Consider the following 26,138-nt stretch of genomic DNA (forward strand, 5'->3'; position numbering starts at 1 on the left):
GTGTCGAGCTGCTGCCGTCCGTCACCGTCAAGCCCGAATCGATCACGACCGGCGTCGATGTAACGTTGTCACCCGCCGTGAACGCCGCCGAACCCGAATCGGTCGTCACCGTCGGCGGTCCCAGCACGTCGACGGTCTTCGTCGCGGCCGCGCTGTTCTCGGTGCCGTCGTTGACGACGAACGAGATCGTGCGGTTGCCTGTCGTTGCCGACGCACCCGCCGAGAACGTCACCGCGTCGAACGCGTTCGCCCATTGTGCGTCGGTAGCGGATGCCCCGGACGAGCTCAGCGTCAGCACGCCCGTCCCCGCGTTGTAGGACGCGACGATGTTGCCGAACAGCAAGGAACTCGTGTTCGTGAACGACAGTGTGTCGCCGCTGTGGAAGCCGCTTCCGATCGATACCGTCCCACTCGACTGCGTGGTGTTATCGCGGTCACTCACCGTCACGCCGCCATCGACCGCCGTCGCACTCGTCCCGCCAACGTAGTTCGTCGTGCCGCCTGTGGTCGTCACGATCGGCGTCTGGTCGACGTCGGCCACCGTCACCGTGCGCGTAGCCGTGTTGCTCGTGTTCACGCCGTCGTTGGTCGTGAAGCTGATCGTGCGCGTCGCGTTGTTCGGCGTGACCGCTGTATCGGTATACGTCACCGCATCGAGCGCAGCTTGCCACTGCGCGAGCGTCGCGATCCCACCTGCCGAGGTAAGCGTCAGCACGCCCGTCGTCGCGTTGTACGCGCCCGCGATGTTGCCCATCGTCGAGCCATCGTTCGTGAACGCCAGCACGTCCTGGCCACTGTGAAAGTTGCCCGTGATCGCGATCGTCGCCGAGGCCAGTGTCGAACTGCTGCCGTCCGTCACCGTCAAGCCCGAATCGATCGTCACCGGCGTCGACGTGACGTTGTCGCCCGCCGTGAACGCCGCCGAGCCCGAATCGGTCGTCACCGTCGGTGGCCCCAGCACGTCAACGGTCTTCGTCGCGGCCGCGCTGTTCTCCGTGCCGTCGTTGACGACGAACGAGATCGTGCGGTTGCCTGTCGTTGCCGACGCACCCGCCGAGAACGTCACCGCGTCGAAGGCATTTGCCCACTGTGCGTCGGTGGCGGATGCACCGGACGAGCTCAGCGTCAGCACGCCCGTCCCCGAGTTGTAGACCGCGACGATGTTGCCGAACAGCGTAAGGCTCGTGTTCGTGAACGATAGCGTGTCACCACTATGGAAGCCGCTTCCGATCGTCACCGTCCCGGACGCCTGCGTCGTGTTGTCGAGGTCGCTCACCGTCACGCCGCCGTCGACCGTCGTCGCGCTCGCGCCAGCGGTGTAGGTCGTCGTGCCGCCCGTGGTCGTCACGATCGGCGTCTGGTCGACGTCGGCCACCGTCACCGTGCGCGTGGCCGTACTGCTCGTGTTCACGCCATCGCTGGCCGTGAAGCTGATCGTACGCGTCGCGTTGTTCGGCGTGACCGCCGTGTCGGTATAGGTCACCGAGTCAAGCGCCGCCTGCCACTGCGCGAGCGTCGCGATCCCACCTGCCGAGGTCAACGTCAGCACGCCCGTCGTCGCGTTGTACGCGCCCGCGATGTTGCCCATCGTCGAGCCATCGTTCGTGAACGCCAGCACGTCCTGGCCACTGTGGAAATTGCCCGTGATCGCGATCGTCGCCGAGGCCAGCGTCGAACTGTTGCCGTCCGTCACCGTCAAGCCCGAATCGATCACGACCGGCGTCGACGTCGTGTTGTCGCCCGCCGTAAACGCCGCCGAGCCCGAATCGGTCGTCACGACCGGATTGGGATTGATGACGTCGACGGTCTTCGTCGCCGCCGCGCTGTTCTCGGTCCCGTCGTTGACGACGAACGACACGGTGCGATTGCCGTAAGTCGTGCTCGTGCTCGAGAACGTCACTGCGTCGAACGCGTTCGCCCACTGTGCATCTGTGGCCGTCGCGCCGGACGAGCTCAGCGTCAGCACGCCCGTCCCCGAGTTGTAAGAAGCCGAGATGTTGCCGAACAGCGTGAGGCTCGTGTTCGTGAACGACAGCGTGTCGCCACTGTGGAAGCCACTTCCGATCGACACCGTCCCGGACGCCTGCGTCGCGTTGTCGAGGTCGCTCACCGTCACGCCGCCATCGACCGTCGTCGCGCTCGCACCGCCGACGTAGTTCGTCGTGCCGCCCGTGGTCGTCACGATCGGCGTCTGGTCGACGTCGGCCACCGTCACCGTGCGCGTGGCCGTATTGCTCGTGTTCACGCCGTCGCTGGCCGTGAAGCTGATCGTGCGCGTCGCGTTGTTCGGCGTAATCGCCGTGTCGGTATAAGTCACCGCATCGAGCGCCGCCTGCCACTGCGCGAGCGTCGCGATCCCACCTGCCGAGGTCAGCGTCAGCACACCTGTCGTCGCGTTGTACGCGCCCGCGATATTGCCCATCGTCGAGCCGTTGTTCGTGAACGCCAGCACATCCTGGCCGCTATGGAAGTTGCCCGTGATCGCGATCGTCGCCGAGGCCAGCGTCGAACTGTTGCCGTCCGTCACCGTCAAGCCCGAGTCGATCGCCACCGGCGTCGACGTCGTGTTGTCGCCCGCCGTGAACGCAGCCGACCCCGAATCGGCCGTCACGACGGGAGAGGGATTGAGCACGTCGACGATTTTCGTCGCGGCCACGCTGTTGTCGGTGCCGTCGTTGACGACGAACGAAATCGTCCGGTTGCCGTAGGTCGTGCTTGCGCTCGAGAACATCACCGCTTCGAACGCGTTCGCCCACTGTGCGTCGGTGGCCGTCGAGCCGGACGAGCTCAGCGTCAGCACGCCCGTCGACGAATTGAAAGAGGCCGAGATGTTGCCGAACAGCGTGAGGCTCGTGTTCGTGAACGCAAGCGTGTCGTTGCTGCTGTCGTAGCCGCTCGTGATCGTCACCGTGCCCGACGCCTGCGTGCCCTGGCTCGCATCGGTGACGCTTACGCCGCTGTCCACCGCGGTCGCACTTGTGCCGCCGTAATAGTTCGTCGTGCCGCCCGTCGTCGTCACGACCGGTGGGGAATCGACGTCGACCGTCTTCGTCACGACGGTGCTCGACGCTATTCCGTCATTGACGCTGAAGCTGATCGTGCGCGCCGACGTGTTCGGCGTGCCAGCGGTGTCGAGATACGTCACGGCTTCGAGCGCCGCCTGATATTGCGCCGTGGTGCCCGCGCCGGACAGCGTCAGTACGCCCGTCGTCGCGTTGTACGAGCCGGAGATGCTGCCGTAAATCACGCTGCTCGTGTTGGTGAACGCCAGCACGTCCTGGCCGCTGTGAAAATTGCCCGTAATCGCGACCGTGGCGCTGCTCATCGTCCCGCTTTCGGTGTCGGAAACGGTCACGCCGGAATCGACCGCGACCGGCGTTGCGGTGCTGCTGTCCACCGACGTGAACGTCGTGGCGCCGCCCGTGGCCGTGACGACCGGTGGCGTGACTTCCTGGTAGACGAGATGGCCGAGGTTGACGATCGAGTTGCTCTGGAACGTGATGGTGATGCTGTTGGTGACGTCGAAGGCGGAGTCGCCGGTCAGATCGACCGTCTCCGTCTGGAACACCCCGTTCGACGTAATGGTGATGTCGTTCAACGTGCTGCCGTTCGCCTCGATCGTGGCAACGGTGTTCGTGACGATGTCGATGTCGAAACTCGACATCCTGAACGCCTTGCCGTCCTGCATCGTGATCGTGATCGACGTCAGGCCCGAGACGCCGTCCTGATTGACCACCAGCGACTCGCTCGACCCATTCTCGTCGGGCAGCGACTGCAGGTTGCTGTCTGGCCCGACGGTCGTGGCGTTCGCCACGTTGTACGTATACGTGATGCCGTCGAGGCTGAAGCTCGTCACGTCGCCGGTATTCAGGCTCGACGCGGCCGCGCTCGTGTAGTCCTCGATCGTCTCCGAGAGCAGGGAGCCATACTGCTGTTCGGCTGCCGCCGAGAAAATCACCGGCGTCTGCACGTTGCCGACCTGGTACTCGAGCGTCCAGTTGCCGCCGAGCGACGCCGCACCCGTCAGGTCCGTCGATGCCGCCACGTTCAGGTGCGTCGCCGCCGCGATCTCCTGCACGAGCAGGCGGCCGTCCGCGCCTTCGGCGACGTCGCAACCATAGATCAGGAAGTCGCCGCCCGGCTGCATCGCCGCGCCGATCTGCGCGAGCTCCGCGCTGTACTTCGAGAAGTTCGCGGGGTCGAGCCACGCCGAGCCCGCCTGCACGTCGCCTTCCGCGCCGTGCGAGAGCAGGTGGATCGCGCTGACGCCCGGGTGCTGCTGCAGATACTGCGCGATCTGCGCGAATCCATCGGTGTTCGCGTTCAGCATGACCACCTGCGTGCCGGCGGGCAGTCCCGCGAGGAGGGTCTGATAGCCGGTCACCGCGGGGTCGACGAACACCACCTGCGTGCTGCCCTGCACGGCGTCCGCCATGACGTTGCGCTGCGCCGGGTTCGCCTGGTTCGTATGCCGGTCTGCGCCGCCGTTCGCGGGCGTAACACTATCGTTCTGCGCAGGCCGGCCGTGCGCCACGGCTTCGCCGATCCTGTGCGCCGCGTCGGCGCCCGGCTCGACATGATGCCGGGCCGCCGCGCCTACGGCCGCCACGGACGCGTCGTAGACGATACGCGGCTCGAGCGCGAGCAACAGCGGAGCCGGCGCGACGGCCGTGACGCGTGGCGCGGGCCGAGCCGCGAAGTACTTCAACAACCTGGCAGCGAACTTCATGGTGATGAACCTCCGAAACATGCCGCCACCCGGAGCGCCGGCGGCACCGCCGCTTCGACGACCCCGCGCCGAAGCGGCTTGATTTCCCGCGAGAGCGCTTACCCTCGTGTCGGGAAAATGCCCTGCAGCGCGACGATGCAGGTAAGGCCGAGGTACGGATTGCGCAGCGGCGTCGGCAGACTGTTGCCGGTCGTGCCGATCGTGACGCGCGGCGCATCGCCCATGACGGTCACGCCGAACGGCGCTAGCGTGACGTTCGGTGCCGACGTGCTGTAGAGCTCACCGGCGCGGCCGCCCTGGGACATCGGGCCGAGCACCGTGGTTGCCGACGGCGTTCCGGTACCGCCTGTCGACGAGGTGGTGGCCGGAATCGAGATCGTGCCCGTCGACGTCATGCTGCTGCTCGACGATTGCGAAGCGTGGGTGTGCGTGGGCAGTTGGTTGGTGGTGAGGGTGACCTCCTCCTGACCGCCGACTTCGCCCCATGTGATCGGCGACAACCCGGTGCCGGTGCCCGTGCCTATCGGGCCACGGCCCTGGAGGTCGGGCAGGCCGAAGTTGGACGAGCCGTTGCCGCCGAACGTCGTGCCGAGCAACGAGAACAACGCCTGATTTTGGCTGACCGGTAAGATCTGGCCCTGGCAAAGCGCCCAGCCGTACGGCGCGAAGTTGAAGCCGACCATGCGGATTTCGCCGAGATACGGATCGCTCATCACTGCCTCCTGATTCGTTACGGATCATGGACAGACAAAGTCACGCGAGCGGCGTGACGGCTCCCTGATGCTGCAAAGCCCGCGGCGCTAGCCGCGCAGGCAGTGCACCACCACGGTCAGGTTCGCCTTGCCATCGGCGCTCGGCCGGGTCGGCGTGGCGAGCAAATCCCAAGCGGCGCCGTCGGACGCCGCGATACGGTAGACGTCTTGTGGAAGCTGGATGCCAGCGGGCAGTTCGAATGTGGCCGCGTAGCAGACGTAGTCGTCATCCATCGGCGTGCCGGTGGGCGCGGCGACCAGGCGCGCCTCGATCTCCCGTCCCTGCGGCGTGCTGAACGTGAACGACTGACCGATCGACGCGATGAGCGCGTCATGACTAGGAATCGAATGCACGGCTATCCCTCCCCCGCTTCGATTGCGGCCGTCGCCGCGGCCAAGTTGTCCATCCGTCGCAGGCCACCGAAACGCGCTGCGTTATTCGGCTCCGTCATGCAGTCCTGCTATCGAGTCGATCGGGCCTTCGACTTCGAATGGCCCGGCCTCTCTGCACATCCGCTCATAGAGCCCGTTCTCGCCGACGCCGGCAAAGCCGAGCCGGTGGTACAGCGCACGCACGGGATTGTCGAATTCGACGTAGAGATGCACCGGCAGCGCCCGCCTGGCCGCCTCGGCCACAATCGCCCGCATGAGCCGCGTACCCACGCCCTTGCCGCGATAGGCTGGCAACAGCGCAATGTCGATGACGCGCGCCGCGTCATCGCTCCAATCGTGATAGAGCCGGCCGATACCGGTCACGCCGTGCACGATGACGTCGAACCGGCCCGACGGGTAGTGGCGGCGGTAGTACGCGTCCTGCATCGAGAACTGGCTGGCGAGCAGGTCGTCGATTTCCTTCGCGTTCCAACCCGCGTTTTGGAACTCGTCGAACCGTGTGGAGGCAAAGACCGCATGAAGAAAGTCGCTATCCGCGGCCGTTGCGGCACGTAGGCGGATACGGTCTTCTTCGATCTGATCGGTCAAGCCGGATGCCACGGCGACGGAAGGTTCCACGAAGATCGCCTCTCAACGTGAATGAGTGAACGCGGCCGGATATCGATCGGCTCGACTATTGATTACGGCCGGAATGCTCCATTTAGCTGGTTTCGTCTGAATATTATCCGACGCATTATTACGACGCAATGAACTTCAGATCATCTACGTAATAACCCGAGCCTTGATTGTTTTAAGTAAATACAGATTTTTTGTCTACAAAACCGCTGCGCGCGCCCACCCCATGTCCGACGGCTTATGCGCAAGCGTTTGCGTGCCGCAGCAAATCAGGAAAAGGGAATAGGAAGGCGAAATGTGGGATGCATATTTTTACAAGCTTTTTCAACCCAAAATCCCGATGCGATTTTCATCGAGACGGGTGCCGTTGAAATAATTCGTAATATTGACGCGGATCAAAAACGCTGCGCGCGAATTGGTGTGTCGCTGGCCGAGCGATCGCCCGGAGCACGGCATGCCTATGTACGGCCGGGACAAGCGACCACCACAAGTCATTGAAAAATATCAGTGACTAGATAGAAGTGAGGTCCATAGAACGAAGGAGTCGGAAGCGGCTCCACAGATGGGCGGCTACACCGCCCATCTAGCACTTCCGAGTATCAAAAATCTCTATTGCGTGACCGCAGCGGTTTGCGCACCCGTATATTTGAGCTTCTCGACTTCCTTCGGCGCGGTTTCCGGATCATCCAGCGTTGGCGTGATATGTCCAACCAGCAGCCCCATGCTGACGGAGGTGCGCACGTATTTCGTGTCGCCGGCATGCAAGCTGAACTTCACTTCCCGCTTCACCTCGGTAGAAGTCGACACGGTGTAATCGCCCGGGGTTTCGTCGACATAGAAGAATCCACCTGGTATCGAACGACCGACGACCTGATCGTTAAGCTTGATCTCCGGCTGGATCATCCCCCCACCGAAGGCGCTCTCACGGAAGAAATAGATACGACCATGATCGGCGGCAAGCGTCGGTATCGAAGCTGCCACGTCCTTGTACTGCGGTCCCGATGCACAGCCTGCTGCAAGCAATGCCACGCCGGCCGAGAGCAATAGCGTGCGATAGAGTTTCTTCATTCAAAGGTCCCCGTAGATTTGGATCAACCAAAAAAAAACGATGCTCAGTTGGGCATGTCTACCTACCCATCTGGCATCGGCACACCTCCTTTACGGCTCGAAACACGTATTCTTTAGGGCTTACCCTAATTACTCCAATCAACCAGGAGAACACGATGGCAATCATTGGCGTGATGGGCTCTGGCAAAAATGAGTGGCCAGAGCTGGCGGCGCCCCTGGGAACGTGGATCGCCGAACGGGGATTCGACCTGCTGACGGGCGCAGGCCGCGGCGTGATGCTATCTACCGCGCGAGCGTTCTCGACGACGCAAGGACGCAAGGGCCGCTCGATCGGCATCGTGCCGAGCGAAACGCATCCTGTGCTCGGCTTCGTGCCGGTCGCCGGCTATCCGAATCCGTTCATCGATCTGCCGATCTTGACGCCACTGCCGCGCAAGCAAGCCGGCGAACCGGACGATGCACTGAGCCGCAACTTCGTGAACGTGTTGACGAGCGACGTCGTCGTAGCGCTGCCTGGCAGCCAGGGCACGCTCGACGAGATCCGCCTCGCGACGCGCTTTGCCAAGCCACTGATCTGCATCGGCGCGGCCGACGCCTTCGATGGGGTCGCGCCGGATACGCGAATCGTTTCGTCGCTCGTGGACGTTTACGCATTCGTGCTCGCGCAAACCGAGCGAATCGGTGCTGGGGCTCCGTCGTACTGACACACCGTATCCGCTAGGTCATCGATGCCGAATTCGCCGCCAAGGCCGATGCCCGCGATGGCCCGGTAAGCGAGCAAATCCCAGAAGCCTCGCGCGCCCTTCCCCGTTACTGCACGGAATCGAGAAAGACGTACAGCGCCGCAATCTTCCCATCGCGAACGATGATCACATCCAAGCCCGTATAGTCAGGTGCTTCGCCACGCGGGCCGGAGCCCCAAGCCAGGCGACCGGCATTGTGTAGCGCTTGGGGTTCGCCGTGCGGCGTATAGGCAAAATGCGGATGCGTCGTACGAAGATCGCCGGCGAATTTGTCGAGTGCGTCGTGCCCAATCAACGCGCCCAGCGGCACGTAGAGCACGCAGTCTTCCGTATAGAGCGCCTCGATGGCCTTGCGACGGCGCGCTGCATCCCCTTCACCAAAGACCTCCTGAAGGTTGCGATGAAGCAATTCATGGATACGGTCATGCATAACAGTTCTCCCTGGCGATCGATTGCCGACCGGAACGGCTGGCGCCGCGCCAGCCGAGGTATCAGGAGCGGCGGCCGTCGAGGCTGACGCGGCCACCACCGAAAGCGACGACGTGCAGCAAGCCACCCGCCATCGCGACGTTCTTGAAGAAATGGATGAACTGGTCCTGGTCGGCGAAATGGCGGTGGAAAAACGCGGCGGTCACCAGCGCGAACAGAAAAAGAACACTCGCGACAAGTCGAGTGCGGTAGCCGAGCAGCAGCGCGGTCCCGCCGACGATCTCGATGAACGCAGCGACACCGAACGCGACCGTCGGCAGCGGCAGTCCGACGGACTGGATGTAGCCGATCGTCATCGCGGGCGCGGCGAGCTTCGAAAACCCGGCCAGGATGAAAATTGCGCTGATCATCACGCGGCCCAGGGCCGGAACAATCGTGGTGACAGCACTGGAAGTGGCCGAGGGCATGATCTCGGACTGAACGTAGGTCGGGTTGCGCATGGCAATGTCCTTGGCGATTGATCGCCTGTGGTTGAGGTGAGACAAATTTATGGCGACATGCTATTTTTCGAAATAGAAATGAACGCAAATCATCGTTGCATGATTGCAGATGTCGAAGCTGCCGGATTTTGAAGGGCTTGCGATGTTCGCGAAGGTCGCCGAAGAAGGTTCGTTCGCTGCGGCGGCAACCGCCATGGGGGTCTCGGTGGCCACGGTCTCCCGGGCCGTCACCCGCCTCGAAGCACGGCTGGGAGGCCGACTGTTCAACCGGACCTCCCGACGACTTGCCCTCACGGACTATGGCCACACGCTCGCCGAGCGAGCGGCGAGAATCTACGCCGAGGCCGAGGAAACAGAGGATTTCGCACGGGAGACCTCGAGCCGACCGCGTGGTCTCGTCAAGCTCGCGGCGCCGCTCTCCTTTGGCGCGAGATGGGTCGCCCCGCTGCTGCCCGAGTTCTTCCGGACCTATCCGGATATCTCCGTGGAGCTACATCTCACGGATGCCCATGCCGATCTGATTGGGGAAGGTTTCGATGCCGCGCTGCGCATCGCCATCCTGGAGGACTCGTCACTCGTCGCACGCCTCATCGCGCCAGTGCGCCGATTCGTCGTCGCATCGCCCGCCTATCTGTCTCGCTGCGGCCGACCGCAGCACCCGCGTGATCTCGGCACCCACCAGTGCCTGACCTACGCTAACCGGAGCCGACGCGACGTATGGCGCTTTACTCACGAGAGTGGCGAGGAGTGCGCGGTCACCCCTACCGGCGCGTTGCGAGGAACGAGTGTGGAAGCCTTGCTGCCCACGGTCCTCGCAGGGCTTGCCATCACCGAACTTCCTGAATTCGTTGCCACGCAGTACTTCCCTGGCAATCAGCTTGAACCGATCTTGACTGACTGGCGCTTGCCCGAAGGCGGCCTTTATTTCGTCACCCCCACGGCCCGCGCACGACCCGCAAAGGTCAGCGCCCTGGCCGACTTCTTCATCGCCAAGCTGACCACGGCGGAATGGAGAGCAGCGTGATGGCTGCTCGCTGAATCGACGCTGACCGAAGCCCGTGAACCTCGAGGAATCGCCATGCGCGCGGATGTGACGGCCATCGATTGCACGACGGCTTGCTCAGGACAAAGCGATCAACTCCTCAGGCCGCACACACTCAGCGCCCCATTCGCGGGCAAGCTGCGCACACCGCCCGAGCCGTATCGCATCGCGCTCGAAATCGACGAGCACGATCCGGTCGACTGCGGTCGGCCTTACAGGTCGGTCGTTACTGCGACCATCCGTTAGCACCCATAACACGCGCTGCTGCGCCGGCTGCGTACGAGCAGCGCGCGCCAACACTTGTCCGGCAGTGTCGACGCCGAGCGCGAGGGGCGTCCCGCCCGCACCGCCGACAGGGCTCAACCAGCGCTCGTTCCACCAGCGCGGCACAGCCGGCCCGAAGCGCACGTCCGCACGCATACCGCCGAAGCAAATGAGTGCCGCCTCAGCCCGTTCAGCCCCCGCACGATCGAACAATGCCGTCAGCAGCCCCTTAGCCAGCGCAAGCCGTTCGCCGGCCAGCATCGAAGCCGAACAATCGAGTGCGAAACAATGGAGTACTCCACCCTTCGACTCCTCGGCCAGGAAGCGCACATGCTCGGCACACAACGGGTCGCTCCGCTTGCGTGCCAGCGTAGCGGGCCACGCAATGCGCTTGCCGGCACGAGGCCCGGCATCGCGTCGTGCTGCCTGTCCCGCACCTTCTAGCCATCGAAAACCGCGAAGCGAGTCCGCGGCGGCGCCGCTTCGATGGCTCAGCGTTTTTTTGGCGTCAGCGGAATCACGCCTTTGACGGAGGCCATGCCTGCGGGCTCGGGCGGTAGATAGCCCCACCGATCTCCGCCTGCATCTGTTGAAGTCGACTGAGTCCTTTCCTGCGGCGATGATGCGCCGGCCGACGATGAAGCATCAGCACCATTGCGGCGGTCATCGCCATGCGCCGGTGTGTCATCGTGAGCCATACCCGATCGCGGCGCCTCCCCATGCTCCCGCCTGCGATGCAGCAGCACCGCTTGCGCGACACGCTCGACGTGCTCGCGCGTCACCGCATCGGCCCCTTCGAACGCAGCCAACGCACGCGCCGCACGCAACATCACGAGATCGGCGCGCACGCCGTCAACGGCGGCTTCGATGCAATGTGCGCTGACACGAGCATGCACATCGTCGCTAAACGTAAGCATGGGCAGCAAAGCACGCGCAGCGCGAATACGCTCGACCAGTCCCTGCTGCTTCGACGCATACGCGACACGAAATGCTTCGGCATCCATATCGAATGCCAGCCGAGCCTTGACGATGCCCTGCCGCACCTCTGCATCGAAGCAGTTCTCGAGCTCGACCATCAAACCGAAGCGATCGATGAGTTGAGGTCGCAGCTCGCCCTCTTCAGGATTCATCGTGCCCACAAGCACGAAGCGCGCCTCATGGCTGTGCGAAACGCCGTCGCGCTCGATCACATTCACACCGCTTGCCGCCGCATCGAGCAATGCGTCGACGAGCGCATCGGGCAACAAATTGATTTCGTCGACGTACAGCACACCGCGATGCGCGGCAGCCAGCAGCCCCGGCGAAAACTTCACGGCGCCGCCGCGTAGCACTTCATCGAGATCGAGCGTGCCGATCAATCGCTCCTCGCTGGCACCGAGCGGCAGCGTGACGAAGCGCCCTTCTGGCAACAGCTCGGCCAAGGCGCGTGCAGCAGTCGATTTCGCGGTACCGCGCGGCCCCGTGACGAGCACGCCGCCGATACCGGGATCGATCGCGGCCAGCAGCAAGGCCTGCTGCAAGGCCGCCTGCCCGATCAGCGCGCTGAACGGAAACGGCTTGGGCAACGAGGAAGGCAAAGCGCCATTCATTGAGTGATTCCTTCGAGATGCTGTTCGTTCGCGAGCAAGTGCTGTTCGACCTGCGCACGATAGTCGCCGGGCTGCTGCCACAACCCGCGTTGCATCGCTTCGAGCAAACGCTCGCAGATCGAGCGCAACGCATGCGGATTGTGCTGCTGCAAGAACGTGCGGGTATCGGCATCGTTCACATAGGCATCGGCCACGAGCGCGTATTGATGATCGGCGATCACGCGCGCGGTCGCGTCATAGCCGTATAAATAGTCGACAGTCGCCGCAATCTCGGCCGCTCCCTTGTAGCCATGACGTTTGACGCCCTCGAGCCATTTCGGATTGACCACGCGCGAGCGGATCACGCGCGCGATTTCCTCGCTGAGCGTGCGCACGCGTGGCGCGGTCGGATTGCTGTGATCGGCGTGATAGATATGCGGCTGGCGGCCCGCCAAGTGCCTCACGGCCGCCACCATGCCACCCTGAAACTGGTAGTAGTCGTTCGAGTCGAGCAAGTCGTGTTCGCGGTTGTCCTGGTTCTGCAGCACGACATCGAGTGTGGCGAGCCGCGTGCCGAACGCACCGCGCGCCGCCTCGCCCGCGCTCTGCTGCGCGTAGGCATAGCCGCCCCACGCAACGTAGGCATCGGCCAGATCCGCATCGGTCTGCCAGTTACCGTCGTCGATCGTCTGCTGCAAACCGGCACCGTACGCGCCGGGCCGCGCGCTGAACACGCGCCAGCCCGCTCGCTTACGCGCCTCTTTCGCATCGAGGCCGCGCGCGACCCAGGCATCACGCTCGCGCAGCACGCGCGAGCGGATCGGGTTCACGTCCTCGGGCTCGTCGTCGAGCTCCGCCACGGCCTGCACCGCTGCATCGAACAGATGCATGACGTTCGGAAACGCATCGCGGAAGAACCCCGACACGCGCAGCGTCACGTCGACGCGCGGACGCTCGAGCACGCCGGCCGGCAGAATCTCGAAGTCGGTCACGCGATGACTGCCCGGCGCCCACTTCGGCCGCACGCCCATCAGCGCGAACGCTTGCGCGACGTCGTCGCCGCCCGTGCGCATCGTTGCCGTGCCCCACACCGACAAGCCCACGGCACGCGGGTAGTCGCCATGCTCCTGCAGATGACGTTCGATCAACTGTCGCGCCGACTTCACGCCGAGCGACCAAGCCGCCTGCGTCGGGATCGCCCGCGTATCGACCGAATAGAAGTTGCGGCCCGTCGGCAGCACGTCAGGGCGTCCGCGCGAGGGCGAACCGCTCGGGCCTGGCGGCACGAACCGCCCTTCGAGCCCGCGCTTCAGTTGCCGCAGCTCTTCGTCCCCGCACGCGTCGAGCCTCGGCAGCACATCATTCTTCAAGCGCCCGAGCACGCACGCCGCGTGCGGCAGCACTTCGAGCGTCGTCGGCATGCGTCCGTCACATAGGCCGGTCAGCAGCATGGATGCCAACAGTTCGAGCCGCTCACGCGTATCGCCGTTGTGACGCCAGGGCGCCTCGCTCGCTTGCTCGAGCAGCGCGGGACGCGGTCCTTGCCACGGCGTCGACCACTCGGCCGTCAGCGGATCGAACAGATGATCGATCGCGAGATCCTTCGCCAGCGCGTCGATGAGACCCGCGTTCGCGCCCTGCCCGTCGCCGATCGGAAAGCGCCCGAGCGCGAGCAGCGTGTCGCGTCGCTGCACGTCTTGCGGCGAGCAACCGAACGTATGCAGGCCATCGCGAATCTGCGCTTCCTTCAGTTCGCACAACCAGGCGTCGACGCGCGTGAGCAACGCATCCTCGGCATCCTGGTTGTCTGGCACGGAAATGCTGAGCTCTTCGTGCAGTCGATGCTCGACGATCGTCGCGAGGATCGTGCCGCGCAGCAGCTTGGCGCGGCGGGCATCGACCATCAGCGCGTCATAGTACTCGTCGACCTGACGCTCGAGATCCTGCAAAGGGCCATACGTTTCGGCCCTCGTGAGCGGCGGCATCAGGTGGTCGATGATGACGGCCTGTGCGCGGCGCTTCGCCTGACTGCCCTCACCGGGATCGTTGACGATGAACGGATAAAGATGCGGCATCGGCCCGAGCGTCAGATCAGGCCAGCATTCCCCGCTCAGCGCCACGCTCTTGCCGGGCAACCATTCGAGATTGCCGTGCTTGCCGACGTGCACGATCGCATCGACGCCGAACGAATGGCGCAGCCAGAAGTAGAACGCCAGATACGCATGCGGCGGTACGAGCTCCGCATCGTGATAGCTCGCGTAGTCCCCGGCCTCGCGTGTGCGAGCGGGCTGAATGCCGACGAAGACGTGCCCGCAGCGCCAGCCTGCGATCATGAAGCGGCCGCGACGTACGGTCGGGTCCGCTTCGGGGGGGCCCCAACGGGCGTTCAATGCCTCGCGCACGCTCACGGGCAACGCATTGAAATGCGTAAGGTAGTCGTCGAGCGCAAGACTTTGCCAGGCGGGACGCAGCGCGCGTGTCTGCGCATCGTTGGTCACGCCTTGCGTGAGCAGGCGCATCAGCCCGTCGCCGTCCTCGGGCAGTTCTGCTACACGGTAGCCTTCATCGCGCAACATCGTCATGATGCCGACGACCGACGCCGGCGTATCGAGGCCGACGCCGTTACCGATACGCCCTTCACTCGTCGGATAGTTCGCGAGGATCAACGCGAGTTTCTTCTCGTCGTTGCCCAGTCCACGCAGCCGGCACCAGCGGCTCGCAAGCTCCGCAACGAACGCAACACGCTCGGTATCGGGCTGATACCGCACGACGTCGACCTCCGTGTGCGGGCATCGATACGCGAGCCCCTTGAAGCTGACGGCGCGCGTGACGATGCGCCCATCGACTTCGGGCAGCGCGACATGCATCGCGATGTCACGCGAATTGAGGCCGTGGTTGTCCTGCTCCCAGCTCTCGCGATTGCCGCCGCTCAGAATGACCTGCAAGACCGGGGCGTCGCCGGCAAGCGCGAGCGGCGCCGGGTCGTCGATGGCCGATGCCGCGAAGGCGGTTGTATTGAGCACGAGCGCAACCTCGTGCTGCTCGCACAATTGCGCGATCACCTCGCGGCTCACCGTGTCCTTCAGCGACGTGATGGCGACCGGCAGCGCGTTGAGGCCACGTAGCTCGAGCGCTTCGATGAGCGCATCGAACACGGCCGTGTTGGCCGCTTGCAAGTGGGCCTTGTAGAACAAGATCGCCACGCAGGGAGCATTGGCCCGCCAACGCGCCTGCCAGTCGGCGATGGTCGGCACGTCGCGCGCGGGGTGATAGAGCGACGCGGCCGGCAGCGGGATCGGCGGCGCCGGCTCGCTACCCCAGCCGAACGCATGCCAGGCGATCGCGCGCAGGAACGCCTCGGCATTGCGCGCGCCGCCTTCGCGCAGATAGCGCCACAATTGTTGGCACAGCAATGCCGGCGCCGTGCTCTTTGCGACCAGGTTCGGATCTTCCTGCAAGTCACCTGAGAACATCGCGAGCGTCTGCTGCTTGCGTCGTGCGAGCATGACGACCTGCTCGATGCCGTAGGGCCAGTAAGCCTCACCGCCCAGGTGATCGACGACGACTACACGCGCGTGCTGGAGCACATCGTCGACGTAGAAATCGACGGAAGCCGGCTGCCGCAGATAGGTGACGTTCGTCAGCCGAACGCTGGGAAAGCCCGGGCCCAGCCGCTCGACCACGCTCGCAAGCAGCGACAGCGTCGTATCGGCCGAGCTCATCACGACGATGTCGCCGGGCCGCTGGTCGATGCGAACGACGCCAGCCGTATCGTCGACGAAGCCGCCCGGGACAGTGCGCAGAAGATGCATGACGCGCTCAGGCCTCGCGTAGAGCAGCGGCCTCATGCGCCGCACCACCGACCGCATCCGCACCGCCGAGCGCGGCGTCGAACGCGCGTTGCAGCGCTGCTTGCTCGAGGTCCTCGCCGATCAGCACGAAGCGGCTCAGCGTCAGCAAGGTTTCGTCCGCTTGCCAACGCCTGTCGAAGTAGCTGTCGAACCGGCGCCCGACGCCCTGAATGACGAGCCGCATCGGCGCCCCCGGCAGTGCCGCGAAGCCCTTCACGCGATAGATCGTGTGGGTCTGCACGAGCTGCTGCAAGGCGTGGATGGCAGCCTCGCGCGAACTCACGCGCCCTTCCACGACGACGGAATCGAACTCGTCGTGATGATGATCGGCATGATCCGGGTCGTCGGCCGAGCCATGATGATCGTGACGCAGATGAATCGTCTCTTCAGACGCGGCGTTCAGACCCAGCAGCGTGTGCAGATCGAGCTGGGCCATCTGCGCGCGCACGATCTTGACTTGCGGCGGAATCTCCTCGCGCACGAGCGCTTCCACGGCCGCCTGCTGCGCTTCGTCGATGAGGTCGGTTTTGTTCACGATCACGAGATCGGCCGCGCTCAACTGATCCTCGAACAGCTCGTGCAGCGGCGATTCATGATCGAGATTCGGATCGGCTTGGCGCTGCGCGTCGACGGCATGCGGGTCGGCTGCGAACTGGCCGCTGGCGGCAGCAGGGCCGTCGACGACCGTCACCACTGCATCGACGGTAAAGCTGTTCTTGATCGCCGGCCAATTGAACGCCTGCACGAGCGGCTTGGGCAGCGCGAGGCCCGACGTCTCGATCAGCACGTGATCGATTTGCCCGCGGCGCTCCACGAGTTCCTCCATCACCGGGAAGAACTCCTCCTGCACCGTGCAGCACAGGCAGCCATTGGCGAGTTCGTAAAGCTGGCCTTCGACCTCGCGGCCCGTTTCGTCGCAGCCGATGCCGCAGCCCTTGAGGATCTCGCCGTCGATGCCGAGTTCACCGAACTCATTGACGATGACGGCGATACGCAAGCCGCCTGCGTGCTTGAGGATATGACGCAGCAGCGTCGTCTTGCCGCTGCCGAGAAAGCCCGTGACGATCGTCACCGGAATCTTGCGCATGGATGTCTGCATGTTGTTTCCCATTCTTGGTTATCGTGAGCGACCGGGTTCACACCGACAGCTTGACGTCGATTTCGTCGTAACGCTTGATGCGATAGATGAGCGCCGAGACGATCCAGCTCAGCAGGAACAGGCCGATGACGAAGTAGCCGAGCAAGCCGAAGTGATCGGCAATGGCGCCCATGGCATCCCAGAACGGCCCTTTGAGCGAGAGTTTATCGGCTGCGAGCGCGAGCGCCTCGACACCACCGATCACGAACGCGACGAGCACCGACACGAACGTGATCGTCATGTTGTAGTAGATCTTGCGGATCGGCCGCACGAACGCCCATCGATAGGCGCCCATCATGAGAATGCCGTCGGTGGTATCGACGAGCGACATGCCGGCCGTGAACAGCAGCGGCAGCGCCAAGATCGACCACACCGACATGCCGCCCGATGCCTGCGACGCGGAGATGCCGAATAGCGCGACTTCGGTGGCCGTATCGAAGCCGAGGCCGAACAGAAAACCGATCGGATACATATGCCAGCTACGCGACGCCAGACGGAACAGCGGGCGGAACAAACGCGCGAGGAAGCCGCGGTTGCCGAGCAACAGGTCCAGATCCTCTTCGACGAGCGGCTCGCCGCGCTGCACCGCGCGAAACGTTTTGAAGACCGACACGAGAATCGTCAGATTGGCCGAGCCGAGCAGCAGCAGAAAGAACGCCGACACACACGTGCTGATCACGCCGCCGAGGTCCTTCATCTGCGAGAAGTGCGTCGTCAAGGTGGCCGCCGTCAGCGCCACCGCGATCGACATCGCGACGACGATCGTCGAATGCCCGAGCGAGAAGAAGAAGCCGACGCCAAGCGGGCTTCGTCGCTCCTGCAGCATCTTGCGCGTGACGTTGTCGATCGCGGCGATGTGGTCGGCGTCGACGGCATGGCGCAGCCCGAACGTATAGGCGAGCAGCGCTGTGCCGAGCAGCACGGGTTGGCCACGAAATGCGATGAACGCCCAAATCCAGGCGCCCACGTTGAAAGCAATCAGCAAGGCATAGATGCCGACGATCTTGCGGCGCAAGGTGGCCGGGCTGTCATCGAAAAGCCGGAAAACCAGTTTGAGCACGTTCGCTCCTCGTGAATGGTCGACGTTTGCTGTCGATAGGGACACGGACCACACGACGCCTCTCCTGCCGAATGCAGCACGATGAAGCAAAAGACGATGTGCCGCGATGCGGCTACGGAGAAACGCCATGAAGTCGCGGATGAACACCGCTTCCCCGCGGCGCCAATCCTCTTTTCCGGCCGGTATCCGGGCTAGCGAAAGCGCCGCTTCACCTTCCCGCGCGAGTCATGATGTTTCTTGCGCAGTGGTTGCATCCCATACACGGCCTTGCGCGTATGGGTCGAAGTCGGCTCTGCATCGTTGCCGATGCGTTCGCTTACCGTTGCGGGGGCAGCACAGGTTGGCTCGCGCCATGCCGTCGCGCGGCATAGGGAGCGCCCTGTTTCCCGTTTAACTGCGTGCGCCAGAACGCGCACGCGAGCACCAGAATGGGTGGGAGTTTAGGGGGGTGGGGGGGAAGCGTCAAGGAAGGGGCATTGCCGGTTGCGTGGTATCGTGCGCACCCATGAGCCGCCCCCCATCCGCCCCCACCGACGGCACCACTGCCCGCGCCTGGCTCATCGGAGCCGGCCCCGGCGACGCCGAGCTGCTGACGCTGAAGGCCGTTCGTGCATTAGCTCAGGCTGACGTCGTACTGGTCGACGACCTCGTCAACCCCGACGTTCTGCAATGGGCGCGCGTCGACGCGCAGATCGTGCACGTCGGCAAGCGCGGCGGCCAGCCGTCAACGCCACAGGCCGACATCGTCGCGATGATGCTCACGCACCTGTGCGCGGGCCGCAGCGTGGCGCGTTTGAAGGGCGGCGACCCGTTCGTGTTCGGCCGCGGTGGCGAAGAGCTACAAGCACTGCGCGAGGCCGGCGTGCAGGTCGAGATCGTAAGCGGCATCACAGCCGGCATCGCAGCGCCGGCCGCACTCGGCGTCCCTGTCACGCACCGCGGTTTCGCACAGGGCGCCGTGTTCGTGACGGGCCACGGTGCCGGTGAAGACGAGCCCGATTGGCGCGCACTTGCGGCCACTCGGCTCACGCTCGTCATCTATATGGGCATGCGGCGGCTCGATGCAATCGTCGCACAGCTACTGCAAGCCGGCATGACGCCCGGCACCCCATGCGCCGCGATCGCTTCAGCCACGCTGCCCGCTCAGCGTCATGTGCTCGCTTCGCTCGAAGCGCTGCCGCGCGCAGTCGCCGATGCCCAGCTCGGCGCGCCCGCGATTGTCGTGATCGGTGAAGTCGTGTCGCTGGCCAGCAGCGTCGATGCAGCGCCCTCTGTCGGGAGCCCGCACGATGCGCCATTCGCCCTGACGCTCGGCATCGGTTGCAAACGCGGCGTGACGGTCGCGCAAATCGAGGCAGCCGTGCATGCCGCGCTCGGCGCGCGTGCGACGCACCGCATCGTGCGAGTCGCGACGATCGCCGCGAAGGCGGACGAGCCGGCACTGATCGAATACTGTGCGCGCCGGGCACTGCCGCTCGTCACGTTCGGCATTCAGGATATCGAAGCATGTCTGGCCCGACATGAAACGCTAGCCCGCTCGGCCACGGTGCATGCCCATGCACACGTCGACGGCGTATGCGAGCCGTGCGCACTGCTCGCGGCTCCCGGCGGCCATCTGTTGGTCCGCAAACATGCGCACGACGGCGTGACGGTCGCGGCGGCGGTGGACATCGCCGCAGCATCCGCTATCCGAATGACGAACCCCACAGTCGACGAAACCCAACGCGACGGCGAATACGCTCCACAAAGGACCTCATGAAAACCGATCCCGAATCGCATCAACGGATGACGCAACGGCGTCAAGAAGGCCACGTCAAGAAGCAGGCCGCCGCCACGGTCGAGAAAGGCCTGCTGATCGTGCACACGGGCAACGGCAAAGGCAAAAGCACGGCGGCATTCGGCATGGCCGTGCGCATGCTCGGGCACGACCAGCGCATCGGCGTCGTGCAGTTCATCAAGGGCGCGCTGCATACGTCCGAGCGCGATTTCCTCGGCAGCCACGCGCAATGCGACTTCGTCACAATGGGTGACGGCTACACCTGGAACACGCAGAACCGCGAAGCCGACATCGCCACCGCCCGCAAGGGCTGGGACGAAGCGCGCCGCATGATCGAAAGCGGCGAGTACCGCATGGTGATCCTCGACGAGCTGAACACGGTACTCAAGTACGAGTACCTGCCGCTCGATGAAGTGCTCGCCGTCCTGCAAGCCCGCGAGCCGATGGTGCATGTGGTAATCACGGGCCGCCATGCACCCGACGCGTTGATCGACGCGGCCGATCTCGTCACCGAGATGCGTCTCGTCAAGCATCCGTATCGCGAGCAAGGCGTGAAAGCGCAGCGCGGCGTGGAGTTCTGACGATGGCGTCATGCCCGGCCCTGTTCATCAGCGCGCCCGCCTCGGGACAAGGCAAGACGACGATCACGGCCGGCCTTGCGCGGCTGCATCGTCGGCAAGGGCGGCGCGTGCGCGTGTTCAAGACGGGCCCCGATTTCCTCGACCCGATGATCCTCGCGCGCGCGAGCGGCGCGCAGGTCGAGTCGCTCGACTTATGGATGGTCGGCGAAGAGGCGTGTCGCCGGTTGCTCGCCGAAGCGGCGCAAGAAGCCGACCTCATCCTCATCGAAGGCGTGATGGGGCTGTTCGACGGCACACCGAGCAGCGCCGATCTGGCTTGCACGTTCGGTGTGCCCGTCGCGGCCGTGATCTCGGCCAAAGCCATGGCGCAAACGTTCGGCGCCATCGCATTCGGCCTCGCGCGGTTCCGGCCCGACGTGCCGTTTCATGGCGTGCTCGCCAATCGCGTAGGTTCCGCGCGCCATGCGCAGATGCTCGTCGATGCGTTGCCCTCCGATATCCGCTGGCTCGGGCATGTCGAAGGTGCTGACGATCTCGAACTGCCCGAACGCCATCTCGGCCTGCACCAAGCCAACGAAATCGCGGACCTCGACGCACGCATCGAGCGCGCAGCCGATGCGCTCGCCGGCACTGCGTTGGCCGAGCTGCCGCCGGCGATCGAATTCGCCGCGCCTGCACCCGCGGCATTGCGGCCTTTGCTGGCAGGCCGGCATGTCGCCATCGCACGCGATGCTGCGTTCGCTTTCATCTACCCGGCGAACGTGGGTCTGCTCGAAGCGCTCGGCGCACGTGTGAGCTTCTTCTCGCCGCTCGCCGACGAGCCGGTCCCCGGCACGGCCGATGCACTGTACTTGCCAGGCGGCTACCCTGAACTACACGCGGCCACACTCGCGCGCTGCACACGCAGCGCCAGCTCGATCAACGCGCATGTGGCGGACGGCAAGCCGGTCGTCGCGGAATGCGGCGGCATGCTGTATCTACTCGAGCGACTAACCGACGTCGAAGGCACGACGACGCCGATGCTCGGCCTCATGCCCGGTCAGGCGACGATGCTGACGAGGCTGGCCGCGCTCGGCATGCAGCAGATCGATAGTGCGCACGGATCGATGACGGGCCACACGTTCCATTACTCGCAGATGCACACGCCGCTCGTGCCCGTGACCACGGCCAAACGTGCCCAAACGAGCGCAGCCGGCGAAGCGGTGTTCCGTCACGGCTCGATCGTCGCGACCTACATGCACGGCTACTGGCCGTCGAATCCCGCGTTGGCTGCGGCGCTTTTCAGCGGGGCGGCGTTTTAGGTTTAGGGCGATTTAGCGGACCATCGCCTTTTTCTGCTATTGCTTGCTTCTCCAGACGTCCGCACGACGCCGCCAGGCTGCACAGCGCGATAGGTTTTGTGGACGCGTTTGTCATCCTATCGACGGCTAGAAGAAAAGGTCGAGTTGGCGCGGGTCTATCTTGCTGCTGGCGGCTGCATCTTGGCGCGTTGGGTCGATGCGGAAGAAGTCGGGACTCACACCCGCATTCTTTGCGGCGCGCAGCCAATCGGGCATCTCTCCTTGTCCGTTCCACTCGTTCCCGCGCGCGTCGCGGTACAGGGGGCGGTGATCCAGATCGTGCTGGATCGAGTCGGCAAGGGCTTGCGGGGTGATCCCGAACTCGGCCATGCGACGCCGAATCCAGAGGATCAGCCGTTCGCGCGCCTCTTCGTCTGGAATTTTGCCCTTCACCATAGCGTGCTTTCCATTTTTCCTTGTCCAAATTCAACGCTGCGTCGATATACCCATACGCGTATCACGCCAGGCCGACGGCCGTTGTTCAGTCGTCGCCCACAGGGAGATCGGGTATCGCTTGGAAACGTTGGACTTGCACTCCGTCCACGTCTACAAGTTCGAAGAACACCGCCTTCGGTCGACACCAAATCGAGCCGTTAGCCGCCCGATACACGACGATCGGCGTATGGTCCGCCTCCATCGTAGCCTCGCACACGAGTTCGTAGATGCCACCCTTGTAGTGTCGATAACGCGTTGCCATATCTTTTCCTAGCCTCCATCACAAGCAGTCCCGTCCCCGTATTGCCCAGAAAGCGCCCGTCTAACGGGCGAATCAAGCGGAGCGATGATTGGATTGCCACAAATCCCACAGACCGTCTTCTTCGTCAATCGACGGATGAACCCCCCACACGCTTCCCCTCACCACGCCCCGCTTCACTCGCAGCACCAAGAATGAACTCGATGAACGTCGATGCGGCCAGCGTCTGATGACGATTGGGCATGTAAAGCATGTACATCTGAGTGCCGAAGATGCTGAGTCGCCATGCATCGAGCGTCGTCACCACTTCGCCGCGCCGCAGGTCTTCCTGCACGACGTAGTCGGGCACGATCCCGACGCCGAGCCCGGCAAGAATCGCCTCACGAAGAAAAAGAAAGTTCTCCGAAATGATCGACGGCTCGAGCAGTACCTCATGCCGCTCGCCCCCCAGATAAGCCGCCACGCGCAACTGCCGGCCCACCACGGCCGACGTGATCAGCGGTGCAGTCCGCAAAGCGTCGAGCTGTTCCGGCATGCCGTGCGCCTTCGCATACTCGTGCGACGCGCAGGCCACGTAGCGGACCGAACCCATATCACGCGCCACGACGTTCTGCGGCGGCTCCGACATCACGCGCACGGCGATGTCGACCTCATCGCGCAACAAATCATCGACGCGGTTTTCGAACATCACGTCGAGCACGATGTCGGGATAGAGCCGCTTGAACGCGATCAGCCACTTCGACATCACGAGCTGCCCATAGCCGCTCGGCACGCTGAGCCGCACCCGCCCCTGCAAGCTCTGGCCCAGCTGCGACACCGACTCCTGCGCCGCCAGCAGCGCATTCTGGATCGTGCGGCCATGCTCGTAGAGCCGCAGACCGACCTCGGTCGGCTCGACGCGGCGCGTGGTACGCCGCACCAGTTGCAGCCCGATCGACCGTTCGAGCTGATTCAGGTGATAGCTGACGTTCGCACGTGTCATCTTGAGCCGGCGCGCGGCTTCGCTAAGGTTGCCCGCATCGAGAATCTCGACGAGCAGGGTCAAGGCGTTTACGTCCATTGCATCCGGACCGTCAAATAGATTTTGACAGTCTGTCAATGAGCAATGGGATTGTCAACGAACGTTCGCACGGCGACACTGCTTCGCATCGTCTCGCTCATCCGAGGACCTCATCATGCGCGAAGCCGTCATCGTCTCCACCGCCCGTACGCCGCTGACCAAAGCGCATCGCGGCGAATTCAACATCACGCCGGGCCCGACGCTCGCCGCGTTCGCCGTGCGCGCCGCGGTCGAACGGGCCGCCATCGACCCACAGTTGATCGAGGACGCGATCCTCGGCTGCGGCTATCCCGAAGGGACGACCGGCCGCAACGTCGCGCGGCAGGCCGTCGTGCGCGCCGGCTTGCCGATCTCGATCGCGGGCGCCACCGTCAACCGCTTCTGCGCGTCGGGCCTGCAAGCGATCGCGATCGCAGCGGGCCACATCATAATCGACGGCGCACCGGCCATGATCGCAGGCGGCGTCGAAAGCATCTCGGGCATCCGCACGCGCGAGGATGGCCTGACGGGCATCGACCCGTGGATCGTCGAGCACAAGCCCGAGCTCTATCTGTCGATGATAGAAACGGCCGACATCGTCGCGCGTCGCTACGGCATCAGCCGCGAAGCGCAAGACCGTTTCTCCGTCGAGAGCCAGCGCAAGACCGCGCAAGCGCAGCTGGCAGGCCGCTTCGATGAGGAGATCGTCTCCGTCACGACGACGATGGCCATGACTGACAAGGAAACCGGCGACGTGCACGAGCGCGAGGTGACGGTCTCGGCCGACACCTGCAACCGCCCCGGCACGACCTATGAAACGCTCGCCAAGCTGGCCCCCGTCAGGGGCCCCGATCAGTTCGTCACCGCCGGCAACTCGTCTCAGCTGTCCGACGGCGCATCGGCCTGCGTGTTGATGGAAGCGAAAGCGGCCGAGCGCGCCAACCTCGAACCGCTCGGCGCCTTCCGCGGCCTCGCGATCGCCGGCTGCGAGCCCGACGAAATGGGCGTCGGGCCCATCCACGCGGTGCCGAAGCTGCTCGCGCGCCACGGACTCAAGGTGGCCGACATCGACTTGTGGGAACTCAACGAGGCGTTTGCGTCGCAGGCCATCTATTGCCGGCAGCAGCTCGACATTCCCGAAGCGTTGCTCAACGTCGACGGCGGGGCCATCTCCGTCGGCCATCCATTCGGTATGACGGGTGCGCGCCTGGCGGGCCATGTGCTGCTCGAAGGCCGCCGCCGCGGCGCGAAGCGTGCCGTCGTTACCATGTGTATCGCGGGCGGTATGGGTGCCGCCGCCTTGTTCGATATCTACTGATCCCGGAGATCAATCAATGAGCGACACCGTTCAGCCACGCGCCCTGCCGCTCGCCGGTGTGCGAGTCCTCGATTTGTCGCGCGTCCTGGCCGGGCCGTGGTGCGCAATGGTGTTGGCCGATCTCGGCGCCGAGGTTGTCAAGGTCGAGCATCCCGAGCGCGGCGACGATACGCGCGACTGGGGCATCCGGGTCGGCTCGACGCAGACGACCTATTTCAACAGCGTGAACCGCAACAAGGAATCGATGACGCTCGACCTGCAATCGCCGCAGGGCCAGCAGATCGCGCGCGAACTGGCACGACAAAGCGACGTCGTGATCCAGAATTTCAAGTTCGGCGGCGCAGAGAAGATGGGCCTCGGCTACGCGGAACTGAGCAGCGACCATCCCGGACTCATCTATTGTTCGATCTCGGGATACGACCGCACCGGTCCCGAAGCGGCACGTCCCGGCTACGACCTCGTCGTGCAGGGCGAGGCGGGCCTCATGGCACTGAACGGCGAAGCCGACCGGCCGCCGCTGAAATTCGGCGTGGCGGCTGTCGATCTGTTCACGGGCATGTACGCGGCTCAAGCCGTACTGGCTGCGTTATACGAACGCGAACGCACGGGCAAGGGACGCCACATCGAAATGGCGCTGTTCGATTGCGGTCTCATGATCACGGCCTACTACGGCCTCGAGGCGCTCGTGGGCGGCGAAGACCCACCGCGCTACGGCAACGCGCATCCGTCGATCATCCCCTATGGCGTGTTCGATGCGGCCGATGGTCCGCTCGTCATCACGGTCGGCAACAACAGCCAGTTCGAGCGGTTTTGCCGCGAGGTCATCGAACGCCCCGATCTCGCCGATGACGCGCGCTTCAAGACCAACCTCGAGCGCTCGGCGAACCGGGCCGTGCTGGTGGCCGAAATCGATCGCGAACTGAGAAGCCGTCCACGCCGAGAATTGCTGGCACGCTTGAGCGCAGCGTGCATCCCGTGCGGCGAAGTAGCCGGCCTCAATGAAGCATTGACCTCGCCGCGCGCGCTGGCGGGCGGGCTCGTCACGATGCAGCCACACCCCGAGGCCGGCAGCACACCCGTGCTCGCGCCGCCCTACCGCTTCGACGGCATGCGCATGCCGATCCGTCATGCGCCGCCGCCGCTCGGCAATGCCACCCAGCAGATCCTCGAAGCACGGCTCGGCTTGAGCGCCGACAAGATTGCCGAACTGAAGGCGCAAGGCGTGATTTGATGGCTC

At 64.3% G+C, this 26,138-nt stretch carries 23 protein-coding genes, 1 pseudogene and 1 riboswitch; of the genes and pseudogenes, 9 read left to right on the forward strand and 15 right to left on the reverse strand.

Going from position 1 to position 26,138, the window contains the following annotated elements:
* The 4 genes from D7S89_RS12180 to D7S89_RS12195 form a co-directional block, all read right to left on the reverse strand.
* A partial coding sequence (locus D7S89_RS12180) for a DUF4347 domain-containing protein (RefSeq protein WP_121277965.1) occupies positions 1–4,729 on the reverse strand: 4,729 nt, incomplete at its 3' end.
* 98 nt (positions 4,730–4,827) lie between these two features.
* Positions 4,828–5,442 (reverse strand): phage tail protein, encoded by a 615-nt coding sequence (locus tag D7S89_RS12185; protein ID WP_121277966.1) that lies wholly within the window; start codon positions 5,440–5,442, stop codon positions 4,828–4,830.
* Positions 5,443–5,529: 87 nt separating this feature from the next.
* Entirely contained in the window at positions 5,530–5,835 is a 306-nt protein-coding gene (locus tag D7S89_RS12190; protein ID WP_121277967.1) for a DUF6916 family protein, read from the reverse strand.
* An 81-nt stretch (positions 5,836–5,916) separates the two neighbouring features.
* Positions 5,917–6,492 carry a GNAT family N-acetyltransferase gene (locus D7S89_RS12195; protein WP_121277968.1) on the reverse strand — a complete coding sequence of 192 codons (576 nt, stop codon included), beginning with the start codon at positions 6,490–6,492 and terminating at the stop codon, positions 5,917–5,919.
* Between the two features lie 237 nt (positions 6,493–6,729).
* On the opposite strand from D7S89_RS12195, the gene D7S89_RS27170 reads away from it, so the two are divergent.
* The gene (locus tag D7S89_RS27170) at positions 6,730–6,987 is read left to right on the forward strand and encodes a hypothetical protein (RefSeq protein WP_147426638.1); all 258 of its coding nucleotides are present in this window, start codon (positions 6,730–6,732) and stop codon (positions 6,985–6,987) included.
* Positions 6,988–7,098: 111 nt separating this feature from the next.
* Here the strand turns inward: D7S89_RS27170 and D7S89_RS12200 are convergent, their stop codons facing one another.
* On the reverse strand, positions 7,099–7,557 hold the full coding sequence (locus D7S89_RS12200) for a DUF2846 domain-containing protein (RefSeq protein WP_121277969.1): 459 nt from the start codon (positions 7,555–7,557) through the stop codon (positions 7,099–7,101).
* Positions 7,558–7,712: 155 nt separating this feature from the next.
* Between D7S89_RS12200 and D7S89_RS12205 the strand changes: the two genes are divergently transcribed.
* Entirely contained in the window at positions 7,713–8,261 is a 549-nt protein-coding gene (locus tag D7S89_RS12205; RefSeq protein WP_121277970.1) for an SLOG cluster 4 domain-containing protein, read from the forward strand.
* Positions 8,262–8,367: 106 nt separating this feature from the next.
* Here D7S89_RS12205 and D7S89_RS12210 read toward each other — a convergent pair whose 3' ends face one another.
* Together D7S89_RS12210 and D7S89_RS12215 are read right to left on the reverse strand one after the other, a co-directional pair.
* Positions 8,368–8,730, reverse strand: coding sequence for a nuclear transport factor 2 family protein (locus D7S89_RS12210; RefSeq protein WP_121277971.1), 363 nt, complete (start codon positions 8,728–8,730; stop codon positions 8,368–8,370).
* A 61-nt stretch (positions 8,731–8,791) separates the two neighbouring features.
* Positions 8,792–9,229: a DoxX family protein gene (locus tag D7S89_RS12215; protein ID WP_245982842.1), complete on the reverse strand. Its 438-nt coding sequence runs from the start codon at positions 9,227–9,229 to the stop codon at positions 8,792–8,794.
* A gap of 109 nt (positions 9,230–9,338) precedes the next feature.
* Between D7S89_RS12215 and D7S89_RS12220 the strand changes: the two genes are divergently transcribed.
* Positions 9,339–10,253: a LysR family transcriptional regulator gene (locus D7S89_RS12220; RefSeq protein WP_121278295.1), complete on the forward strand. Its 915-nt coding sequence runs from the start codon at positions 9,339–9,341 to the stop codon at positions 10,251–10,253.
* Positions 10,254–10,349: 96 nt separating this feature from the next.
* Here the strand turns inward: D7S89_RS12220 and D7S89_RS12225 are convergent, their stop codons facing one another.
* From D7S89_RS12225 to D7S89_RS12245, 5 genes are all read right to left on the reverse strand, one after another.
* A complete protein-coding gene (locus D7S89_RS12225) occupies positions 10,350–10,880 on the reverse strand; it encodes a vWA domain-containing protein (protein WP_425470788.1) in 531 nt (176 codons plus the stop codon).
* A 146-nt stretch (positions 10,881–11,026) separates the two neighbouring features.
* Entirely contained in the window at positions 11,027–12,124 is a 1,098-nt protein-coding gene (locus D7S89_RS12230; RefSeq protein WP_121277972.1) for a magnesium chelatase ATPase subunit I, read from the reverse strand.
* Positions 12,121–15,915, reverse strand: coding sequence for a cobaltochelatase subunit CobN (cobN, locus tag D7S89_RS12235; RefSeq protein ID WP_121278297.1), 3,795 nt, complete (start codon positions 15,913–15,915; stop codon positions 12,121–12,123). The genes D7S89_RS12230 and cobN overlap by 4 nt, the downstream gene beginning before the upstream one ends.
* A 7-nt stretch (positions 15,916–15,922) precedes the next feature.
* Positions 15,923–17,065: a cobalamin biosynthesis protein CobW gene (gene cobW / locus D7S89_RS12240; protein ID WP_281273108.1), complete on the reverse strand. Its 1,143-nt coding sequence runs from the start codon at positions 17,063–17,065 to the stop codon at positions 15,923–15,925.
* A 25-nt stretch (positions 17,066–17,090) separates the two neighbouring features.
* Entirely contained in the window at positions 17,091–18,152 is a 1,062-nt protein-coding gene (locus D7S89_RS12245) for a HoxN/HupN/NixA family nickel/cobalt transporter (RefSeq protein ID WP_121278298.1), read from the reverse strand.
* Positions 18,153–18,312: 160 nt separating this feature from the next.
* Positions 18,313–18,595, reverse strand: a riboswitch (cobalamin riboswitch).
* Positions 18,596–18,657: 62 nt separating this feature from the next.
* Between D7S89_RS12245 and cobA the strand changes: the two are divergent.
* The 4 genes and pseudogenes from cobA to D7S89_RS12260 all read left to right on the forward strand — a co-directional run.
* A pseudogene (gene cobA / locus D7S89_RS27770) lies at positions 18,658–19,431 on the forward strand (uroporphyrinogen-III C-methyltransferase); the annotation flags it as partial.
* 36 nt (positions 19,432–19,467) lie between these two features.
* A complete protein-coding gene (locus D7S89_RS27775; RefSeq protein WP_281273124.1) occupies positions 19,468–19,911 on the forward strand; it encodes a cobalamin biosynthesis protein in 444 nt (147 codons plus the stop codon).
* Positions 19,908–20,510: a cob(I)yrinic acid a,c-diamide adenosyltransferase gene (gene cobO, locus D7S89_RS12255; protein WP_121277975.1), complete on the forward strand. Its 603-nt coding sequence runs from the start codon at positions 19,908–19,910 to the stop codon at positions 20,508–20,510. The genes D7S89_RS27775 and cobO overlap by 4 nt, the downstream gene beginning before the upstream one ends.
* A 2-nt stretch (positions 20,511–20,512) precedes the next feature.
* A complete protein-coding gene (locus D7S89_RS12260) occupies positions 20,513–21,811 on the forward strand; it encodes a cobyrinic acid a,c-diamide synthase CobB (protein ID WP_121277976.1) in 1,299 nt (432 codons plus the stop codon).
* A gap of 126 nt (positions 21,812–21,937) precedes the next feature.
* Here D7S89_RS12260 and D7S89_RS12265 read toward each other — a convergent pair whose 3' ends face one another.
* From D7S89_RS12265 to D7S89_RS12275, 3 genes are all read right to left on the reverse strand, one after another.
* The gene (locus D7S89_RS12265; protein ID WP_121277977.1) at positions 21,938–22,246 is read right to left on the reverse strand and encodes an H-NS family nucleoid-associated regulatory protein; all 309 of its coding nucleotides are present in this window, start codon (positions 22,244–22,246) and stop codon (positions 21,938–21,940) included.
* A gap of 85 nt (positions 22,247–22,331) precedes the next feature.
* Positions 22,332–22,547, reverse strand: coding sequence for a DUF1653 domain-containing protein (locus tag D7S89_RS12270; protein WP_121277978.1), 216 nt, complete (start codon positions 22,545–22,547; stop codon positions 22,332–22,334).
* A 124-nt stretch (positions 22,548–22,671) separates the two neighbouring features.
* Positions 22,672–23,604 carry a LysR family transcriptional regulator gene (locus D7S89_RS12275; RefSeq protein WP_121277979.1) on the reverse strand — a complete coding sequence of 311 codons (933 nt, stop codon included), beginning with the start codon at positions 23,602–23,604 and terminating at the stop codon, positions 22,672–22,674.
* A gap of 115 nt (positions 23,605–23,719) precedes the next feature.
* On the opposite strand from D7S89_RS12275, the gene D7S89_RS12280 reads away from it, so the two are divergent.
* Together D7S89_RS12280 and D7S89_RS12285 are read left to right on the forward strand one after the other, a co-directional pair.
* Entirely contained in the window at positions 23,720–24,901 is a 1,182-nt protein-coding gene (locus D7S89_RS12280; RefSeq protein ID WP_121277980.1) for an acetyl-CoA C-acyltransferase, read from the forward strand.
* Between the two features lie 16 nt (positions 24,902–24,917).
* Positions 24,918–26,132: a CaiB/BaiF CoA transferase family protein gene (locus D7S89_RS12285; protein WP_121277981.1), complete on the forward strand. Its 1,215-nt coding sequence runs from the start codon at positions 24,918–24,920 to the stop codon at positions 26,130–26,132.
* The last annotated feature ends 6 nt before the right edge of the window (positions 26,133–26,138 follow it).

Origin of the sequence: Trinickia fusca, from assembly GCF_003628145.1 — a bacterium.
Taxonomy (GTDB): Bacteria; Pseudomonadota; Gammaproteobacteria; order Burkholderiales; family Burkholderiaceae; genus Trinickia; species Trinickia fusca.

Excerpts from the sequence above, each read along its gene's own strand:
- D7S89_RS12185 (WP_121277966.1), bottom strand. The coding sequence starts at position 5,442 with ATGAGCGATCCGTATCTCGGCGAAATCCGCATGGTCGGCTTCAACTTC.
- D7S89_RS12275 (WP_121277979.1), bottom strand. The coding sequence starts at position 23,604 with ATGGACGTAAACGCCTTGACCCTGCTCGTCGAGATTCTCGATGCGGGC.
- D7S89_RS12230 (WP_121277972.1), bottom strand. The coding sequence starts at position 12,124 with ATGAATGGCGCTTTGCCTTCCTCGTTGCCCAAGCCGTTTCCGTTCAGC.
- D7S89_RS12265 (WP_121277977.1), bottom strand. The coding sequence starts at position 22,246 with ATGGTGAAGGGCAAAATTCCAGACGAAGAGGCGCGCGAACGGCTGATC.
- D7S89_RS12270 (WP_121277978.1), bottom strand. The coding sequence starts at position 22,547 with ATGGCAACGCGTTATCGACACTACAAGGGTGGCATCTACGAACTCGTG.
- D7S89_RS12200 (WP_121277969.1), bottom strand. The coding sequence starts at position 7,557 with ATGAAGAAACTCTATCGCACGCTATTGCTCTCGGCCGGCGTGGCATTG.
- cobN (WP_121278297.1), bottom strand. The coding sequence starts at position 15,915 with ATGCATCTTCTGCGCACTGTCCCGGGCGGCTTCGTCGACGATACGGCT.
- D7S89_RS12280 (WP_121277980.1), top strand. The coding sequence starts at position 23,720 with ATGCGCGAAGCCGTCATCGTCTCCACCGCCCGTACGCCGCTGACCAAA.
- cobO (WP_121277975.1), top strand. The coding sequence starts at position 19,908 with ATGAAAACCGATCCCGAATCGCATCAACGGATGACGCAACGGCGTCAA.
- D7S89_RS12220 (WP_121278295.1), top strand. The coding sequence starts at position 9,339 with ATGTCGAAGCTGCCGGATTTTGAAGGGCTTGCGATGTTCGCGAAGGTC.
- D7S89_RS12215 (WP_245982842.1), bottom strand. The coding sequence starts at position 9,229 with ATGCGCAACCCGACCTACGTTCAGTCCGAGATCATGCCCTCGGCCACT.
- D7S89_RS12285 (WP_121277981.1), top strand. The coding sequence starts at position 24,918 with ATGAGCGACACCGTTCAGCCACGCGCCCTGCCGCTCGCCGGTGTGCGA.
- D7S89_RS12210 (WP_121277971.1), bottom strand. The coding sequence starts at position 8,730 with ATGCATGACCGTATCCATGAATTGCTTCATCGCAACCTTCAGGAGGTC.
- D7S89_RS12205 (WP_121277970.1), top strand. The coding sequence starts at position 7,713 with ATGGCAATCATTGGCGTGATGGGCTCTGGCAAAAATGAGTGGCCAGAG.
- D7S89_RS12260 (WP_121277976.1), top strand. The coding sequence starts at position 20,513 with ATGGCGTCATGCCCGGCCCTGTTCATCAGCGCGCCCGCCTCGGGACAA.
- cobW (WP_281273108.1), bottom strand. The coding sequence starts at position 17,065 with ATGGGAAACAACATGCAGACATCCATGCGCAAGATTCCGGTGACGATC.
- D7S89_RS27170 (WP_147426638.1), top strand. The coding sequence starts at position 6,730 with ATGCGCAAGCGTTTGCGTGCCGCAGCAAATCAGGAAAAGGGAATAGGA.